The sequence below is a fragment of the Faecousia intestinalis genome (assembly GCF_040096185.1).
Lineage (GTDB): Bacteria > Bacillota > Clostridia > Oscillospirales > Oscillospiraceae > JAZOXB01.
Map to the genome: position 1 here is coordinate 1 of NZ_JBBMFF010000232.1, position 15,889 is coordinate 15,889.

Annotated in this window: 15 protein-coding genes and 1 other RNA gene; 13 read left to right on the top strand and 3 right to left on the bottom strand. The window is 61.9% G+C overall.

Annotation, left to right across the window (positions count from 1 at the left end; all coding sequences use genetic code 11):
* Positions 1 to 97 precede the first annotated feature (97 nt).
* The 3 genes from WMO66_RS09325 to WMO66_RS09335 all read right to left on the bottom strand — a co-directional run bounded on the left by WMO66_RS09325 (position 98) and on the right by WMO66_RS09335 (position 2,334).
* Positions 98 to 1,603, bottom strand: coding sequence for a hypothetical protein (locus WMO66_RS09325; RefSeq protein WP_349136152.1), 1,506 nt, complete (start codon positions 1,601 to 1,603; stop codon positions 98 to 100).
* Between the two features lie 198 nt (positions 1,604 to 1,801).
* Positions 1,802 to 2,003: non-coding RNA, 6S RNA (gene ssrS, locus WMO66_RS09330), on the bottom strand.
* Positions 2,004 to 2,037: 34 nt separating this feature from the next.
* Positions 2,038 to 2,334: a DUF1292 domain-containing protein gene (locus tag WMO66_RS09335; RefSeq protein ID WP_349136154.1), complete on the bottom strand. Its 297-nt coding sequence runs from the start codon at positions 2,332 to 2,334 to the stop codon at positions 2,038 to 2,040.
* 284 nt (positions 2,335 to 2,618) lie between these two features.
* Here WMO66_RS09335 and WMO66_RS09340 point away from each other — a divergent pair, with 284 nt between their 5' ends.
* The 13 genes from WMO66_RS09340 to WMO66_RS09400 all read left to right on the top strand — a co-directional run bounded on the left by WMO66_RS09340 (position 2,619) and on the right by WMO66_RS09400 (position 15,473).
* Entirely contained in the window at positions 2,619 to 5,234 is a 2,616-nt protein-coding gene (locus tag WMO66_RS09340; RefSeq protein ID WP_349136155.1) for a transglycosylase domain-containing protein, read from the top strand.
* 6 nt (positions 5,235 to 5,240) lie between these two features.
* Entirely contained in the window at positions 5,241 to 6,113 is an 873-nt protein-coding gene (locus WMO66_RS09345; protein WP_349136156.1) for a class I SAM-dependent methyltransferase, read from the top strand.
* Positions 6,110 to 6,964 (top strand): energy-coupling factor transporter ATPase, encoded by an 855-nt coding sequence (locus WMO66_RS09350; RefSeq protein ID WP_349136158.1) that lies wholly within the window; start codon positions 6,110 to 6,112, stop codon positions 6,962 to 6,964. Before WMO66_RS09345 ends, WMO66_RS09350 begins: the two co-directional genes overlap by 4 nt.
* Before the next feature lie 23 nt (positions 6,965 to 6,987).
* On the top strand, positions 6,988 to 7,854 hold the full coding sequence (locus tag WMO66_RS09355; protein WP_349136159.1) for an energy-coupling factor transporter ATPase: 867 nt from the start codon (positions 6,988 to 6,990) through the stop codon (positions 7,852 to 7,854).
* A complete protein-coding gene (locus tag WMO66_RS09360) occupies positions 7,847 to 8,650 on the top strand; it encodes an energy-coupling factor transporter transmembrane component T family protein (protein ID WP_349136160.1) in 804 nt (267 codons plus the stop codon). Before WMO66_RS09355 ends, WMO66_RS09360 begins: the two co-directional genes overlap by 8 nt.
* 15 nt (positions 8,651 to 8,665) lie before the next feature.
* Positions 8,666 to 9,427: a tRNA pseudouridine(38-40) synthase TruA gene (truA, locus tag WMO66_RS09365; RefSeq protein WP_349136162.1), complete on the top strand. Its 762-nt coding sequence runs from the start codon at positions 8,666 to 8,668 to the stop codon at positions 9,425 to 9,427.
* Positions 9,420 to 10,217: a DUF5711 family protein gene (locus tag WMO66_RS09370; protein ID WP_349136163.1), complete on the top strand. Its 798-nt coding sequence runs from the start codon at positions 9,420 to 9,422 to the stop codon at positions 10,215 to 10,217. Before truA ends, WMO66_RS09370 begins: the two co-directional genes overlap by 8 nt.
* Before the next feature lie 286 nt (positions 10,218 to 10,503).
* Positions 10,504 to 11,841, top strand: a complete 1,338-nt coding sequence (gene rsxC / locus WMO66_RS09375) for an electron transport complex subunit RsxC (RefSeq protein WP_349136165.1) — start codon at positions 10,504 to 10,506, stop codon at positions 11,839 to 11,841.
* Positions 11,838 to 12,857, top strand: coding sequence for an RnfABCDGE type electron transport complex subunit D (locus WMO66_RS09380; protein ID WP_349136166.1), 1,020 nt, complete (start codon positions 11,838 to 11,840; stop codon positions 12,855 to 12,857). The genes rsxC and WMO66_RS09380 overlap by 4 nt, the downstream gene beginning before the upstream one ends.
* Positions 12,854 to 13,405 (top strand): RnfABCDGE type electron transport complex subunit G, encoded by a 552-nt coding sequence (locus WMO66_RS09385; protein WP_349136167.1) that lies wholly within the window; start codon positions 12,854 to 12,856, stop codon positions 13,403 to 13,405. Before WMO66_RS09380 ends, WMO66_RS09385 begins: the two co-directional genes overlap by 4 nt.
* Positions 13,402 to 14,046: an electron transport complex subunit RsxE gene (gene rsxE, locus WMO66_RS09390; RefSeq protein ID WP_349136169.1), complete on the top strand. Its 645-nt coding sequence runs from the start codon at positions 13,402 to 13,404 to the stop codon at positions 14,044 to 14,046. The genes WMO66_RS09385 and rsxE overlap by 4 nt, the downstream gene beginning before the upstream one ends.
* The gene (gene rsxA, locus WMO66_RS09395) at positions 14,043 to 14,636 is read left to right on the top strand and encodes an electron transport complex subunit RsxA (protein ID WP_349136170.1); all 594 of its coding nucleotides are present in this window, start codon (positions 14,043 to 14,045) and stop codon (positions 14,634 to 14,636) included. The genes rsxE and rsxA overlap by 4 nt, the downstream gene beginning before the upstream one ends.
* A gap of 12 nt (positions 14,637 to 14,648) precedes the next feature.
* Positions 14,649 to 15,473, top strand: coding sequence for an RnfABCDGE type electron transport complex subunit B (locus WMO66_RS09400; protein ID WP_349136171.1), 825 nt, complete (start codon positions 14,649 to 14,651; stop codon positions 15,471 to 15,473).
* The last annotated feature ends 416 nt before the right edge of the window (positions 15,474 to 15,889 follow it).

Below are 15,889 nucleotides of genomic sequence, written 5' to 3' on the forward strand. Positions count from 1 at the left end.
TCAGATTCTGCATGAGACGGCGCAGCGTGCGTCAGCACGATGCGAGTGTGCGTAGCACACGGGATTCCTGATTAAATATTTTAATCAGGAATCAGTATTAGTTGCTGCTGGAGGAGCTGCCGTAGATGTTGGCGATCGTCAGGCCGAGATTTGCGTGCTTGGCGGCGTCTGCATCATAGGTGTAGGTCGCGGCAGAGGTGACCTCGTCGTACCACTCGGTCTTCAGCTTGTTCGTGACGAGCAGGTCGCGGTAGGTCTCGGCGAAGTCCTGGAAGAAGAACACATAGGTGCCGCCGTTGTCATCGACGAATTCCTTCGTGTCGCCGGCCTTGCGGCTGGAATCGAACAGCCAGGTGCGGGCGACTTCCGGCGTGATGCTGCGGTGCGCGCCGTTCGTGATGGTGTAGGAGGAGGTGTTATCCGCATAGGTCTTGATGTACTCGCGGAACTTCTCCTCGGAGGAATCCTCCTTCAGGGCAGCCTCAAGCTCGGAGACACGCTCCTCGGAGGTCTTCTCGCCGTCCTTGTATTCCTTGTCGGAAGCATCCTTCGCGATGTAGAGCTGCAGGGCGTTGACGGTCTGATAGTTGTTGTCGTTGATGCTCGTGAGCTGGAGGACATAGAACGTGTTGTCCTTCTCAAAGAGCTTCGCCTCGCCGGGCTTCGCCTCGGTGTAGAGCCAGTTGGCGGCATCCTCGGAGATGGAGGACGTGACCTCGCTCTTGGAGCGCTCCGTCATGACGGAGACATTCTCGTCATCGGTCTTGAAATCGGAGACCATGGCGTTGGCAGCCTCACGGGCGGCGGCAATGGCTTCCTCGGACGGCTCCGTGGAGGTCGTGGCCTCGGTGCTGTCAGTGCTGCTGTCGGACTTCGTCTCAAAATCGGAGGCCTTGACGGCGTAGCTGTAATAGGTGACGGTGTCGAACTCGGTCGTGTCCTGCTCATAACGGGCATTGCGCTCGTCTTCCGTATAGGTCAGGGACTCAATGTAAGCGTCGTGCAGCTTGGAGACCTCAAGATAGTGGCGATAATTCTTCTCGTTGCAGCCCTTGCCGAACATGGCCTCGATGTACTCATCCAGATCCATGCTGTAGACGCCGGCATAGGTCTTCAGGGTGTTGATCTCGTTGTCGATAGAGGCCTTGTCGTCGTCGCTCAGGGAGAAACCAGCCTCGACGGCCTTGTCATAGACGGTGTAGGCATCCACAGCAGAGGTCTTGGCGCTGTCCGCCAGGAAATCGGCCCAGGTGTCATACTCGTCGCTGCCGGCATAGCTCTGCTCGTCGAGCGGGGTGCTCGTGTCGATGCCGAGCAGGGAGATGTAGCTGCCGTAGGTGCTGTAGATCGAATTCAGTGCGCCGCGATAGAAATAGTTGAATTCCGTCGTGGAGACCTTATGATCGCCGACAGACACAACGGTCGCATTGCGCCAGGATGCCTGCACGCCGAAGATGACGCCGAAAACGATCACGGGGATCAGAATGACGATAATGGCAAAGATCCAGCCCTCAGAGAGCTTCTTCTTGGTCTTCTTTGCCTGCTGCGGAGCGGCCTGCTCCGACTCTACCATGCGCTTTTTGCGCTCGCGGGATGCACTCATAGTCTGTTTACCTCTCATTCGTGGGAATCGCGGGGCGCACGCCCCGGAAAATAACAGGTCTTATTATACTAAGGATTTGCGCTTGTTGCAAGAGCATTCTGGAAATTTGACGAAAAAAGTTTCTGTTTCTTAACAAACTCGTTAAGAAAATGATACCGCTCTGCGCGATAATGCCAGAGAAATGCTGGGAAGACGCACAAGATCCCCGCTTTGGCCGTGTAGCTCCGTTTATAACCTGCACGAAACGGGCAGGTGGGTCGCCTCTCCGATTCTTAGCTGCTTCCAACTTCCATCCACGGTCAGAGCCAGGACGGGAGGCCTGCAATCCGAAGCGAACGTCCGGCGTCCCGAAAAAATGATGTGGGTTTAAAGGGAACTATCACGCACCAAGCAGGGATCTTGCTTGATGACTATTTAATTATGAGAAAGGGCGGTCATTCTTCCTCGTCTTCTGCTTCCTCTTCGTCCTCATAGAGGGACTGCATCAGCAGATCGTAGACGGCAGCCAGCTCATCTTCGTCTTCTACGGCAACGAGTAGGTCCTCGCCGTCCTCCGTGACGGACTTCAGGATGCTGACCTCGAGCTCCTCGCTCGCTTCGTCCTCCTCTGCGGGGACAAGGGCAAGATATTCCGCGCCCTGATATTCGATGGTCGAGAGGATCTCCAGCTCGTATTCCTTGCCGTCCTCATCCGTGATCGAAATAAAGTCGCTTCCGTATTGCTGCTCCATGGGGCACCTCCTGTCTGTCTGGCTTTATTTTAACCGCTGCTGCCGGGAAAATCAAGTGGAAATCTGACGAACCGCCGGAAAATCCGTTTTCTGCCCTTTCAGCCACCGTAAAAAGTCTCGTTGCGTATCTACAAGCAGAGAAATCCTGCCGCAGAAAATTTTCATTCGGAATGTGCCGGAGTGATTGACAGGCATGATATAATTAAAAAATAGAGAATGAAGGATCATGGATTTTTGCGCCTGTCCGTAGGATGCGGCGCTTCCCGAAGAACGGAGGAATTGTCATGGCAAGACAACCGAAGCAGGAAAAGCAGCCGCATCTGGCCTGGCGCATCACGCGGACCATCCTCGACGTGTTGGGCAAGATCATCCTTGTGCTGTTGATCGCCGTCGGCACCGTTGCGCTCATCGCCGCGATCGCCGGTTCGATCTTCCTGTCGAAATTCAAGAGCTATGTCGAGCTGGATATCATCCCGAAGGCCGAGGAATATGCCGAAGGGCTGGAGCTGGACAATATCTCGCTGGCGCAGACCTCGATCATCTATTATACCGACCCCAAGACGGGGGAATACCGTGAGCTGCAGCAGCTTTATGGCACGGAGAACCGCATTTGGGTCTCCTATGACGATATTCCCCTTGATCTCGTTCATGCGGCCATTTCCATCGAGGACAAGCGCTTCCCCACGCACAAGGGCGTGGACTGGATCCGCACGCTGGCAGCCGTGAAGGGGTTTGCGGGCGGCAGCTCATCGTTCGGCGGCTCGACTATCACACAGCAGCTCATCAAGAACCTGTCACAGGAGGATGAGGTCACGGTCGACCGCAAGGTACAGGAGATCTTCCGCGCCCTGGAGGTCGAAAAGCGCTATACGAAGTCCGAGATCATGGAGTGGTATCTCAACACGATCTACCTCGGTGAGGGCTGCTACGGTGTCCAGAGTGCGGCGCGCGTCTACTTTGGCAAGAAGGTCTCCGACCTGACGACGGCCGAGTGCGCCAGCCTCATCGCTATCACGAACAATCCCTCGCTCTACGATCCCTATATCCGCGAGGAGAACAACCGCGAGCGTCAGCTCACGATCCTGAAGGAAATGTACGCTCAGGGCTATATTGAGACGGAGGAGGCCTATCAGGCCGCCGTCGATCAGGAAATGGTCTTCCGCAACGGAACGTATGACGAGGAGGAATACACCTGTGCGAGCTGCGGCTTCACCGGTACGCGCGCGGAGTACACGGAGACGGACGGCGAGTATTTCTGCCCGCAGTGCGGCGAGGCAAACTACGCCGTCGACAAGAACCACTATTACTCTTATTTTGTCGATACGGTATGGCGCGATGTCGTTGATGCGCTTGTGGAGCGCTACGGCTACAGTGAGCTTGCCGCAGAGCAGAAGCTCCTGACGGGCGGCTATAAGATCTATGCAACGATCGATCCCGAGGTCCAGGCTATTGTGGACAAGGTCTACGAGAACCTTGACAACGTGCCGAAGACCGTGAGCGTTCAGCAGCTGCAGTCCGCCATCGTTGTGACGGACAACAAGACCGGCGACATCGTCGCCATGGCGGGCGGTGTCGGCGACAAGGGCGGCAGCCTGACGCTCAACCGCGCCACGCAGAGCAAGCAGCCTGCGGGCTCGTCATTCAAGCCTGTGGCAGTCTATGCGCCCGCGCTGGACGCCGGGATCATTACGCCCGCGACGGTCTACGAGGACTCTCCGCTGAACGAAGACCGCAACTGGCCTCAGAACGACTCCCGATCCTACAGCGGCCTTTGCAATGTGCTGCGCGGTCTGACGCGTTCGCTCAACACCATCTCCGTCAAGGTCCTCAATGACCTCGGCGTGGAGAACAGCTACCAGTTCCTGACGCAGAAGCTCGGCTTTACGACCCTTGTGGACGAGCTGCAGATCGGCGACCACTCCTATACGGATATCGCCCTTGCTCCGCTCGGCCTCGGCCAGCTCACGCGCGGCGTCACCGTGCGCGAGATGACGCAGGCCTACGGCACCTTCCCGAACGGCGGCACGTTCCGCGAGGCCCGCACGTTCACAAAGGTCGTCGACCCCGAGGGAAAGGTCATCCTCGACAATGCACAGGAGAGCCACACCGCCATCGGTGAGAAGGCCGACTTCTATATCAACTATATGCTGCAGAATGCCGTGCTGGCCGGTACCGGCTCCGCCGCGGCCATGGACAACATCGCCGTAGCCGGTAAGACCGGTACGTCCAACGACAACCAGACGCGCTGGTTCGCGGGCTACACGCCGTACTACACGGCTGTCGTCTGGTGCGGTTATGACGAGCCGGAGCAGATCATTCTCGACGGTGACTGGACGAACCCCGCCATTTCCATGTGGAATCAGGTCATGCGTCCGCTGCACGAAGGGCTGGAGTCCGCCTCATTCTCGCAGCCCGAGAATGTCGGCTACTATTCTGTCTGCGCTGACTGCGGCGGCAAGCCCATCGAGGCCTGCAAGAAGGACGTGCGCGAGAATGGCAGCAACCGCGTTGTGACGGTGCGTCTGTTCTATGAAGATGCGCCCACAAAGGAGTGCACCTGCCATACTATGGTCAAAATCTGCAAGGAAAGCGGCAAAATTGCCAACGAATACTGTGAAAAGGCCGACGGAAATACGGTTGAAGAAGTCGGCAAGCTGATTTATAATAAGAATTGGAAAGTCAACAAGGATGCAGACTTCGTCTACAATCCCGAGGATAAGGAGCAGGTCTGCACCATCCACACCGCCGACTCCGTCAAGCCGACCGAGCCGACGGAGGGCCCGACCGATCCGACGCTCCCGACGGAGCCGACGGAACCGACCGAGCCGCCGGAGCCGCCGGAGCCGCCGGAGCCCGCCCATGCGCCGACTCCCACCCGCAAAAAGACAGACAGGAGCTGAAAGCCCATGTGGAAAGCCGATCAATGGAAGGATTATGAGGTGCTCGATACCTCCGACGGAGAAAAGCTCGAGCGCTGGGGCAGCTTCTATCTCGTGCGGCCGGACCCGCAGGTCATCTGGAGCACGCCGCGGCAGGACCCGCGCTGGAAGCGCTTTGACGCGCGCTATGCCCGCTCGAGCACCGGCGGCGGGCACTGGTCTGCGCACCATCTGCCGGAGCACTGGTGCATCCGCTACCGTGAGCTGACGTTCCAGGTCAAGCCCATGAACTTCAAGCATACGGGCGTGTTTCCGGAGCAGGCGGCAAACTGGGATTTTATCGATGACCAGATCCGCCGCGCGGGGCGGCCCGTCAGCGTGCTGAACCTGTTTGCCTACACCGGAGGCGCGACACTCGCAGCCGCTGCGGCAGGCGCATCCGTCTGCCATGTGGACGCCGCAAAGGGCATGGTCGCATGGGCCCGCGAAAATGCGGCTGCCTCCGGTCTGTCCGGCGCACCCATCCGCTGGATCATCGACGACTGCGCCAAGTTCGTCGAGCGCGAGATCAAGCGCGGCCGCCGCTACGACGCCGTCATCATGGACCCGCCGTCCTACGGGCGCGGCCCGTCCGGCGAGATCTGGAAGCTTGAAAAGGACCTTTTCCCGTTCCTGAAGCTCGTCTCCGGCGTGCTGTCGGACGATCCGCTGTTTTTCATCATCAATTCCTACACGACAGGCCTCGCGCCGTCCGTTCTGACATGCCTCCTCGACAGCGTGGTAACGCCGCGCTTCGGCGGCGGGACGGTCTCGGATGAGCTTGGCCTTCCCGTGACCGATTCCGGCCTTGTGCTCCCGTGCGGCGCAACAGGGCGCTGGACAAGAGAGGGCAGAGCATGACCGAGGCCATCCGGACAGAACATTTGAAATTCTCCTATGACGCCCAGAGCGAAAGCGGCGGCGTTACGGTTTTTGACGATCTTAATTTATCCATCGAGGAGGGCAGCTTTGTCGCCGTCCTCGGCCACAACGGCTGCGGCAAATCCACGCTGGCCAAGCATTTTAACGCGGTCCTCCTGCCGGAGGGCGGCAGTGTGCAGGTATTCGGCATGGACACGTCCGACGAGTCTCTTTTGGTCGACATCCGCCGCACGGTCGGCATGGTGTTCCAGAATCCCGATAATCAGATGGTAGCCAACGTCGTAGAAGAGGATGTTGCCTTTGCGCCGGAGAACCTCGGCGTTCCCTCGGAGGAAATCCGCAGACGCGTGGACGAGGCACTGAAGCTCGTCGGGATGTATGACTACCGTCTGCACGCGCCGCACCTGCTCTCCGGCGGGCAGAAGCAGCGCGTGGCCATCGCGGGAGTCATCGCCATGCGGCCGCGCTGCATCGTACTCGATGAGCCGACCGCCATGCTCGACCCCCACGGGCGCGAGGAGGTCATTTCGACCATCGAGCGCCTGAACCGGGAAATGGGCATCACCGTGGTGCTCATCACCCATCATATGACCGAAGCGATCCGCGCCCAGCGCGTGATCGTTATGGACGCGGGGCGCATTCTCGCGGACGGAACACCGAAGGAGGTCTTCCCGCAGGTCGAACTGCTGGAATCCGTAGGCCTGACCGTACCGGCGACGACGAAGGTGCTCTATGCGCTGAATCAGGCGGGCTTTGACCTGCCGCTCGACGCGCTTTCCACGGAGGAATGTGCGCAGGTACTTCTTGCCGCGATCGGGGCGAAGACCTGACAAACGATTTGGAGGAAAGACCATTGGCCGCAACCATCGAGGTCAGAGACCTCTCGCATACCTACAGCGCCGGAACACCGTTTCAGCACGATGCCGTCAAGCACATGAGCTTCTCCGTGGAAAAGGGGGAGTTCCTAGGCATCATCGGGCACACCGGCTCCGGCAAATCGACGCTCATCCAGCATCTGAACGGCCTGCTGCGCCCGACGTCCGGCGAGATCCTGCTGGACGGGACGAACATCTGGCAGGACAAGAAAACAACGCGGGAGAGCCGCTTCCGTGTCGGGCTGGTGTTCCAGTATCCGGAGTATCAGCTGTTTGAAGAGACCGTTTACCGCGATATCGCGTTCGGTCCGAAGAACATGAGCCTGAGTGAAGAGGAGATCCGTACGCGCGTGCTGCGCGCGGCCGGATTCGCTGGCGTGGACGAGTCCCTGCTGGAAAAGTCGCCGTTCGACCTCTCCGGCGGGCAGAAGCGCCGCGTCGCCATTGCGGGCGTCATCGCCATGGAGCCGGAGGTTGTCATTTTTGACGAGCCGACAGCCGGGCTGGACCCCGCAGGCTGCGCCAGCATCCTCGGCAATATCCGTGACTATCAGAAGGCGACGCACGCCACCATCCTCATGGTCACGCATTCCATGGATGAGGTCGCGCAGCTGGCCGACCGTATGCTCGTCCTGAACGAGGGAACGATCGAGATGTCCGGCACGCCGCGCGAGGTGTTCTCCCATGCGGCGCGTCTGGCAGAGATCGGCCTGTCCGTGCCGCAGGTCACGGCTCTGTTCCTGCGCCTGCGGGAGCTGGGCGTGGACGTTGACCCGACGACCTTTACCGTGGAGCAGGCTGTGCCGCAGCTCCGCGCGCTGCTGGAGGGCCGTGCCCATGCTTAAAGACATCACGCTCGGCCAGTATTTTCCCGGCGACACCGTCGTCCACCGGCTCGACCCGCGCACGAAGCTGCTGATGGTCATCGTCTACATCGTGGCGCTGTTCCTGGCGAAGTGGGTCGTTTCCTACGCAGTCATGCTCGCGTTTCTTGTCACCGCAGTCGCGCTGTCACGCATTCGTCCGCGCGCACTGTTCAAGGGCCTGAAGCCGCTGCTGTTTATCATCATTTTTACCGCTATCATCAACGTATTTTATACCAAGGGCGATGTGCTGGTGCAGTTCTGGATCTTTAAGATCACGAGGGAGGGCCTTGTCAACGCGGGCTTCCTGGTGCTGCGCATCGTCATGCTCGTGACGGGCACGTTCCTTCTGACCTACACGACGTCTCCCATCGCGCTGACAGACGGCCTGGAATCCCTGCTCTCGCCGCTGAAGGCCATCCATTTCCCGGTGCACGAGCTGGCTCTCATGATGAGCATTGCCCTGCGCTTCATCCCGACGCTCATCGAGGAGACGGATAAGATCATCTCAGCCCAGAAAGCCCGCGGTGCGGATTTTGAAACAGGAAATCTGTTCCACCGTGCCAAGGCCCTCGTGCCGATCCTTGTACCGCTGTTCATCAGCGCGTTCCGGCGCGCCGACGAGCTGGCCACGGCCATGGAGTGCCGCTGCTACCGCGGCGGCTCCGGCCGCACGAAGCTGAAGCAGCTCCGCTTTCAGCTTCGCGATATTCTGACGTTTGCGCTCGGCGCTGCCGTGCTGGCCGGCGTCATCGTCCTGCGGAGCTATGGACTGTAACGGCTGGGAGGAAGCATGCGGAATCTCGCACTCTTTCTGAAATATGACGGAACGGCCTATCACGGCTGGCAGGTGCAGAAAAACGCCTGCTCCGTCGCGCAGACGCTGGAGGAGGCCGCGGCGGATGTCGTCGGCCATCCGGTGCATATGACCGGCTGCGGCCGGACGGACGCCGGGGTCCACGCGCGCACCTATGTGGCCAATTTCCGTACGGAATCCCGTATTCCTGTCGACCGCGTGGCCTATGCGCTCAACACGCATCTGCCCGCCGACATCGTCGTGACCGGCGCGCGGGAGGTCCCGCTGGGCTTCAACGCCATCGGCTCCTGCGTGCGGAAGGAATATACCTATCAGATCTATAACTCCCGCATCCGCGACCCGTTCTTTGTGAACCGGGCATGGTTCTATCCCAAGCATCTGGACGAAGCCGTCATGCAGGAGGCCGCCGCGCAGTTCGTCGGAACGCATGATTTCGCTGCCGTCCGCTCCGTCGGAACGGACGTGAAGTCCACGGTCCGCACGGTGTATTATTTTGACGTGGAGCGCAGGGGAGAGCTGATCCTCCTGCGCGTGTGCGCAAACGGATTTCTCTACAATATGGTGCGCGCCATGACCGGAACGGTCGTCTATGCGGCGGAGGGCAAAATCCGTCCGCAGGACATCGCCCGCATTCTGGAAAGCGGCAACCGCACCGCCGCCGGACCGACCGTGCCGCCCGGCGGCCTGTACATGACGCACCTTTGGTATGACGACGGGGAGGTGGCGTTCGATGCCTGACCATATCAAGCCTGTCCCGGATCCGGAGCCGCAGAAGCCGCGCCGCCGCTGGCCGCTCTACCTGCTGGCCGTTCTGGTCGTTCTGGCGCTGCTTGCTGCCTTTCTGCTGACGAAGACCCATGTACTCGACGGGCTGAAGCGCTCGCTGCGCTATCTTGGGAAAAGCAGTGACGATTACGGCTCGGTCAGCTATGAAACCCTCGGCAATACGGCCTATGGCCAGCTGAACGGCGGTCTCGGCGTTGCCACCGGAAGCAGCGTGACCCTGTTTTCCGAGGAGGGCAAGCAGCTCGGCTCCGAGCAGCATGCCATGACCGCTCCCGTCATCTGCACAGGGCAGGACCGCCTGCTGTGCTATGACGCGGGCGGGAACTACCTGACCGTTCTGGACAAGAGCGGCAGCGCCGTCTTTTCGCAGACCCCGGAACAGACGATCTTTGATGCCGACCTGTCCTCCGGCGGCTACAGCGCCATGCTGACGGCAGGGGACAGCGGCCGCTCGCTGCTGCAGGTCTATGACCCGAACGGCAGCCTGCTGTATAAGCGCAGCACAAAGTCGCATTATCTCAGCGCCTGCGCCGTCTCGCCGGACGGCAGCCATGCAGCGGCGGTCGCGCTCGGGCAGGCGGACATCACATTTTCTGCCTCGCTGCAGCTCTATCGCACAGACAGCGAGGAAATTGCCGCCGAGTGCCTCGCAATGACAAGGCCGGAGGCTTTCCGCATTCTTCATTTTTCAGTCTTCAGGATTCCTTCATTTCCGTGCCGCTCCCCGACAACACACGACTGACAGCCTTGCAAAACTTTCCACTTTCCATTTTCGATTTTCCACGCTCTCCCATTCTCTTCTTTTCGGTATTTTTATATAAATATTTCCGGATTGAATCTGCGAAAATCCGCAAAAAAATCAACAAAGTGAGAAAATACCCATAGATTTTTCCGGCCCGGTGTGGTATATTGAAGTACGCAGTCAGACTATCAAAAAACCTGACAGGCTGACGCAGAATCGAACCTTTGCGGCGGGCCTTACTGCGCCCGCCCGATCCCAGAACTTCATGAACTGAGGTGGTACACCCTTGAAACGAGCCTTTTTCGGCGGCGTCCATCCGAAGGGCTATAAGGAGCTTTCGCGTGAGGCGGCCATCGTCCCGCTGCACCCGAGCGTCGTCTCCGTCGCGATGTCGCAGCACATCGGCGCGCCCTGCCAGCCGCTCGTCAAAGTCGGAGACCGCGTGACCGTCGGCCAGAAGATCGGCGACGGCCAGGGCCTCTGCGTCCCCGTCCACGCCTCCGTGTCCGGCACGGTCACAGCCATCGAGGCCCGGCCCCATCCGGGCGGGAACCTGCAGACGGCCATCGTCATCGAGTCCGACGGCCGCGACACGCTCTGCCCCACGGTCAAGCCGCGGGACCCCGAGGCCGTCGCCGCCATGAGCGCCGAGGACCTCATCGCCGTCATCCGCGAGGCCGGCATCACCGGCATGGGCGGCGCGGGCTTCCCCACGTCCGTCAAGCTCTCCTCCGGCCTCGGCAAGGTCGACACCGTCATCGTCAACGGCGCGGAGTGCGAGCCCTACATCACGTCCGACGACCGCCTGATGCGCGAAACGCCCGAGCGCGTCGTCGGCGGCCTGCGCGTCGTCCTGCAGATCCTGCAGCCGAAGCGCGCCGCCATCGGCATCGAGCAGAACAAGCCCGAGGCCATCGCGGCCATCTCCGCCGTGCTGGGCAGCGGCATCGAGCTGCTGCCGCTGCACGTCCGTTACCCGCAGGGCGCGGAAAAGCAGCTCATCCAGACCGTCACGGGCCGCTGCGTGCCTCCCGGCGGCCTGCCCGCCCACGTCGGCTGCGCCGTGTTCAACGCCGCGACCTGCGCCGCCATCTACGACGCCGTCTACCTCGGCCTGCCGCTCGTGCGCCGCGCCGTGACCGTCACGGGCAGCGCCATCGCAAAGCCCGGCAACTTTCTGGCCCCCATCGGAACGGCCTATTCCGACCTCGTCGAGGCGGCGGGCGGCTTCGCCCTGCCCCCCTATAAGATCCTGTGCGGCGGCCCGATGATGGGCATCGCGCAGTATACCCTGCGCACCGCCACGATCAAGGGCAACAACGCCCTGACGTGCTACAGCGACAAGGACCGCCATGAGACGCCCAACCCCCACTGCATCCGCTGCGGCAAGTGCGTCGAGGCCTGCCCCATGCACCTCATGCCGCTGTTCCTGCACCGCGCCGTGAACCGCGGCGATCTGGAGCGGCTGGACGAGCTGCACGTCATGGACTGCATCGAGTGCGGCTCGTGCGCCTACGGCTGCCCGGCGGGCATCCCGCTCGTGCAGAGCTTCCGCACCGGCAAAAAGCTCGTGCGCGACGCCGCCGCCCGTGAAAAAGCAAAGAAGGAGGCCGCCGCGAAATGAACGAAGAAGCCCTGAAGCTGACGCTCTCCTCCTCGCCGCATGCGCACAGCCCGAATTCCACCCGCCGCATCATGCTCGATGTGTGCATCGCCCTGCTGCCCGCCCTCATCGGCGCGATCGTGTTCTTCGGCGCGCGCGCCCTGACGCTCACGGCCCTGTCCGTCGCGGGCTGCGTGTTCTTCGAGTGGGCCTACCGCCGCATCATGAAGAAGGACAATACCACGGGCGACCTCTCCGCCGTGGTCACGGGCATCCTCGTCGCCTTTGTCTGCCCGGTCACGCTGCCGTTCTGGACGATCCTCATCGGCGATTTCTTCGCCATCGTCGTTGTGAAGCAGCTCTTCGGCGGCATCGGCGCAAACATCGTCAACCCTGCCCTTGCGGCCCGCGCCTTCCTGTTCAGCTGGCCGCTGTTCATGAACACCTGGGTGCGCTCCGGCGTGCATGTCCCCGCGTTCTCGAACCCCACGACGGCCTCGCTCGACGGCCTGACCGCCGCGACCCCGATGGCGAGCCTCCATGTGGGCGCCATGCCGGAGGCCAGCGTGCTCGACCTCTTCCTCGGCCGCACCGGCGGCTCGCTCGGCGAGGTCTCGGCCATGCTGCTGCTTCTGGGCGGCATCTACCTGCTCGTCCGCCGCGTCATCTCGGCCCGCATCCCGCTTGCCTACCTCGGCACGGTCGCGGTGCTGGCCTTCCTGTTCCCGCGCGGCGGCGCGGCCCGGCTGGACTGGATGCTCGTGCAGGTGCTGTCCGGCGGCCTGATGCTCGGCGCGTGGTTCATGGCCACGGACTACACGACCTCGCCCGTCACGCACGGCGGCCAGATCGCCTACGGCGTCGGCTGCGGCGTACTGACGTTCCTGTTCCGTTACTTCGGCTCCTATGTTGAGGGCGTGTCCTACGCCATCCTCATCATGAACTGCTGCGTCGGCTTCTTTGACCGCATCGGCGTGCCGAAGCGCTTCGGCGCAGTCAGGCAGAAAAAGCAGAAGAAGGGCGGTGCCGAAGCATGACAAAACCGCAAAGCACGGCCGCCTATGTCCTGCGGCTGACGCTGACGCTCTTCCTCATCACCGTCATCGTCGCGGGCCTGCTGGCCTTTGTCAACTACCTGACGGCCGACACCATCGCCGAGCACACGGCCGAGGCCGCCCGCTCCGCCATGACGCAGGTCCTCGCCGCGGACGACTATACGGAGCTTCCCGTGTCGGACGCGCAGGCCGCCACCGGCGTGACGGCCGCGTGGAGCGCCGGGGACGCCGGGACCGTCGTCCGCCTGACGACGAACGGCTTCGGCGGGGCCATTGACCTCATGGTCGGCGTCGACAACGAAAACAAGGTCACGGGCGTGGCCATCATCTCCCATTCCGAGACGGCCTCGCTCGGCGCGAACTGCACGCGCGAGGACTTCCGCGCCCAGTTTGCCGGCAAGACCGGCGAGCTGGCCGTCAGCAAAGACGGCGGCGACATCGACGCCCTGACCGGCGCGACCGTCACATCCCGCGCCGTCACCCGCGCCGTGAACGCAGCGCTGGCCTATGCCGGGGAGGTGCAGAAATGAATTTTAAAAAACAGCTCCGCGAGGGGCTCCTGACCAATAACCCCGTCGTGGGCCAGCTGCTGGGCATGTGCTCGACCATGGCCATCACGACGACCCTGTTCAACGGCCTCGGCATGGGCCTGTCCGTCACGCTGATCCTCATCTGCTCGAACGTCGTCATCTCCATGCTGCGCAAGGTCATTCCGGATAAGATCCGCATCGCGGCCTACATCGTCGTCATCGCGGGCTTCGTCACCATCATCGACCTTCTGCTGCAGGCCTATCTCCCGGCCCTGTCCAAGAGCCTCGGCGTGTTCATCCCGCTCATCGTCGTCAACTGCATCATCCTCGGCCGCGCCGAGGCCTTCGCCTCGAAGAACGGCGTGCTGGCCTCCGCCGTCGACGGCCTGACGCAGGGCATCGGCTACACCGTGGCCCTTGTGTGCATGTGCGTCATCCGCGAGCTGCTCGGCAGCGGCACGTTCGGCAAGGGCGTCCTCTCGGCCGACGGCGTGCGCATCCTGCCGTCGCAGTACCCGGCCATGCTGATGATCCTGCCGGTCGGCGGCTTCCTGACGCTGGCCTGCCTCATCGCCTTCACGCAGTGGTTCAACCGCCATCTGGCCGAGAAGGCCGCCAAGAAGGAGGCTGAAGCAAAATGAGCGTATTCATCTCCCTGTTCACCATCGCGCTGAACGCCATTCTCGCCGAGAACTTCATCCTTGTGAAGTTCATGGGCATCTGCCCGTTCATGGGCGTGTCGAAAAAGCAGGACACCGCCCTCGGCATGGGCATCGCCGTCACGTTCGTCATGGGCATCGCCTCGGCGGCCACCTGGGCTGTCAACGAGTTCCTGCTCGTGCCGCTGAATCTCGTGTACATGCAGACCGTCGTGTTCATCCTCGTCATCGCCGCCCTCGTGCAGCTCGTCGAGATGTTCCTGCAGAAGGCCGTCCCCGCGCTGTATCAGGCGCTGGGCATCTACCTGCCCCTCATCACGACGAACTGCGCCGTCCTCGGCGTGGCCCTGCTGAACATTCAGGACGGCTATAACTTCGTCGAGTCCCTGGTCTACGGCATCACGGGCGGCATCGGCTTCACCGTGGCCATTCTGCTGTTCTCCTCCGTGCGCGAGCGCCTGGAGGACTGCGACTGCCCGAAGGCCTTCCGCGGCTTCCCGATCGCGCTGCTGGCCGCCGGTCTGCTGGCCCTGTCGTTCATGGGCTTCTCCGGCTTCAAGGTATTCGGGTAAGGAGGGCGAGTCATGAAAGAAATTCTCTATGCCGTGCTGGTGCTCGGCATCATGGGCGCCGTGTTCGGCGCGGTGCTCGCCATTGCCTCGAAGGTCTTCGCCGTGAAGACGGACGAGCGCCTGCCGAAGCTCGTCGAGGCCTTGCCCGGCGCGAACTGCGGCGGCTGCGGCTTCGCGGGCTGTCAGGCCTATGCGCAGGCCGTGCTCGAGGGCCGCGCGGAGATCGGCCTGTGCGTCGCGGGCGGTCAGGCCTCCGCCGACCGGATGGCCGCCGTCATGGGCGTCACGGCCGCAAAGACCGAGCGCGTCGTCGCCATGGTCCGCTGCCGCGGTCACCACACCGCCAAGGCCCGCTACGACGGCGTCCACGACTGCCGCTCGGCCATGTTCGTCGGCGGCAACGGCCCCTCGGCCTGCCCGAGCGGCTGCCTCGGCTTCGGCTCGTGCGTCTCGGTCTGCCGCTTTGACGCCATCCACGTCGTGGACGGCGTGGCGAAGGTCGATCCCGAGAAGTGCACCGGCTGCCTGCAGTGCGCCGCCGTGTGCCCGCGCAAGGTCATCGTCCCCGTATCCTACGACGCCGATATCGTCATCGCCTGCTCGAACCACGAGCGCGGCGCCTATACCCGCCGCGAGTGCGACATGGGCTGCGTCGGCTGCCACCTGTGCGAAAAGCAGTGCGAGTTCGACGCCATCCACGTCGTCAACAACCTCGCCGTCATCGACTATTCCAAGTGCGTCTCCTGCGGCCGCTGCGCGGCCGTGTGCCCGCGGAAGCTCATCTCCGATTCGAACCTCCGGCAGGATATGGACGCCGTCCCCGCCATGCCGCGATAAAGGCGCAGCCGCCGGGGAAGGAACCGCATAGCTTGGCTCTCCCTTTGGGAGAGCTGGCGGCGCAGCCGCCTGAGAGGGAAACTCCATTCTCCCTTTCATTGCGATTGCCATTCAGAAGTGCCTGCATGAGATTGCCACGTCGGGCTTGCGCCCTCCTCGCAATGACAAATCGGAGGTGCATGCCATTTTAGCGATGGCCTGAACCTGTCGGCAGTGCCTGCAAAGCCCTCTCAGTCACCTTCGGTGACAGCTCTCCCAGAGGGAGAGCCAAGGGCGATGCCGGGGAGGGAGAGTCACGGCATCTCTCCGCAATAGGAAAAACGCCCGTCCGCAGCTTTTGGTGCCTCATCCAGCAGGGTGCCGTTGGAGTTGATGGAGATGAGGAAGCCCATCGTGCTCAGCCGCTCGTAAAGCGG